Origin of the sequence: Albidovulum sp. (assembly GCF_049646345.1) — a bacterium.
In the GTDB taxonomy this organism is placed as follows: Bacteria; Pseudomonadota; Alphaproteobacteria; order Rhodobacterales; family Rhodobacteraceae; genus Albidovulum.
This window is the reverse complement of the sequence record NZ_JBARVQ010000601.1, coordinates 1-2,341: the sequence shown is the minus strand read 5'-3', so window position 1 is coordinate 2,341 and position 2,341 is coordinate 1. Positions and strand designations below refer to the sequence as shown.

At 63.9% G+C, this 2,341-nt stretch carries 2 protein-coding genes; one reads left to right on the top strand and one right to left on the bottom strand.

Annotated elements, in window-relative coordinates; all coding sequences use genetic code 11:
• Positions 1-104: 104 nt before the first annotated feature.
• Complete coding sequence (locus WBB85_RS15720; protein ID WP_432639545.1) at positions 105-245, bottom strand: hypothetical protein; 141 nt, start codon at positions 243-245, stop codon at positions 105-107.
• Between the two features lie 237 nt (positions 246-482).
• Between WBB85_RS15720 and WBB85_RS15715 the strand changes: the two genes are divergently transcribed.
• A complete protein-coding gene (locus WBB85_RS15715; protein WP_432639544.1) occupies positions 483-2,303 on the top strand; it encodes a cation:proton antiporter in 1,821 nt (606 codons plus the stop codon).
• Positions 2,304-2,341: the final 38 nt, after the last annotated feature.

Below are 2,341 nucleotides of genomic sequence, written 5' to 3'. Positions count from 1 at the left end.
CCCCGCAATCGTGCCGATCAGGCCATAGACGGACGAGCGGTCAGCGATGCTGGCATCGGGGATGAACGAGATCATGACGACCGTCGGAATGACGAGGCAGACGGTCAGAATGCGGATATATTGTTTTCGGCCAGTCCCACATTGTGGCGGATCATCACATAGCCCACGAGAAATAAAGCGATCGCCGCGATGCCGATAACCCCGACAAAGGCGATGGTCTGGTGCATGGTAACAACGTCATTCATGTAAATGCTCCTGTCTCTAATCTTGCGTCTGAATTGAATACCGCAAGATTAGCACAAGGGGCCGCACCCGCTCAAATCGCCTGGGCCTTGCCTTCCGCACCGGGGCCGGATCAAACTCGCGGCAGGATCGTCAGGGAGAGGACTGATATGCCTGAAGCAATCAGTACAGTGGTCACAAAACGCGGCGAACATCCGGCGGACAAAAACGATATCCGAAACGAAGGATCGGTCTGAGCCATGGCCATCGAACAGGCAGCCGAGGGCCTGAGCCCGGTCATGGCCTTTGCGCTGGTCGGGTCCCTTGGCGTGGGCAGCCAGTGGATCGCCTGGCGGCTGCATCTGCCCGCCATCGTTCTGATGCTGATCGCCGGCATCCTTGTCGGCCCGGCCTTCGGCCTGCTCGACCCCCTGCGGTATATAGGCGAGATCACGCGGCCGATGATCTCGCTCGCCGTGGCGGTGATCCTGTTCGAGGGTGGGCTGACGCTTGACCTGCACAAGCTTGGTGATGCCAGGCGCGGTGTCCTGCGGCTTGTCCTGATCGGCGCGCCCCTCGGCTGGCTGCTTTCCACCCTTGCCTTGCGTTATGGCGCGGGGCTCGGCTGGGAAGCCTCGGCCGTCTTCGGCGGTATCATGGTCGTCACCGGCCCCACCGTCATCGCGCCGCTCTTGCGGCAAGCGCGGCTGGCCCGTCGCCCGGCGCAACTGCTGCAATGGGAGGCGATCGTCAACGACCCGATCGGGGCAATGGCGGCTGTGCTCGCCTTCCAGATTGTGCTGGTCCTTCATACCGGGGCCACAGCAGCCGAGGCCGCTGGCCATCTTGCGCTTGGCATCGGGTTTGCCACTGCCATCGGCCTTGCCGCGGGATACGGCATTTCATGGGCGTTCTGGCGGGGCAGGGTGCCGGAATACATGAAAGTGCCGGTCCTCTTTGTCGTCCTGCTGCTGGCTTTCGCGCTATCGGACGCGGTTCTGCATGAGGCAGGGCTGCTGGCCGTCACCATCATGGGGATCGTCATCGCCAATGCCGATCTGCCGAGTTACGAGGAACTCAGGCGGTTCAAGGAACATGCGACGATCCTCCTGGTCTCGGGCGTTTTCATCCTGCTCGCCGCCTCGCTTGATTTCTCGACCCTCGGTGCGCTCAACTGGCGGGCGGGGCTGTTCATTGCAGCGGTGGTGCTGATTGCGCGGCCGCTGACGGTCCTCGTTTCGCTCATCGGCACGGACCTGCCCTGGAATGAAAGGGTGCTGATCGCGGCAACCGGTCCGCGCGGCGTGGTACTGGTCGCCGTGGCCGGACTTTTTGGCGAGCGGCTCGCCTCGGCGGGCATCGCCGACGGCGCCCTGATCGGGCCCTTGGCCTTCCTTCTGGTCATCGCGACCGTCGTGCTGCACGGCTTCGGGCTGGCACCCCTTGCGCGGCATCTGGGGCTGGCCGGGGCCGATCGGCCGGGTGTCCTTTTCATCGGCGGATCGCGCTTCACCACCGGGCTGGCGGAGTGCCTGAAAAAGGCCGGGGCGCCGGTTCTCATCGCCGATCCGAACCATGCCCACCTGATCCGCGCCCGCAGCGCCGGGATCAAGACCTTCTACGGCGATATCCTGTCGGAAGCCGCCGAACATCAGGTCGAACTTCTGAGCTACCGCACCCTGGTCGCGGCCACCGACAACGACGCCTACAATACGCTCGTCGCCACCGATTTCGGCCCCGAATTCGGCCGCGACAATTGCTGGCAGATCGCCCGCGCCAAGGCCGGCAAATCGCGCCATGCGCTGCCGACCCAGCTTGGTGGCCGCCCCTTCGGCGAAGGTCGGGGCTTCGACGGGTTCGAAAACTATCTGGCCAAAGGCTGGACCTTCAGCATGACCAAACTCAGCCCGGAATTCACGCAAAGCCAGTGGTGTGACAAACGTCCCGATGCCCGTCTGGTCGGCCATCTCGACGCCGCCGGCAATTTCCGCCTGACACGCGGTGATGCGGATCCCGATCTTGCGTCCGGCACCCGCCTCATAGCGCTCCTGCCGCCAGACCCGGACCCTCCCGCCGCCTGATCTTCATCTTGGCCAAAATACCTCGGAGGGGTCCGGGG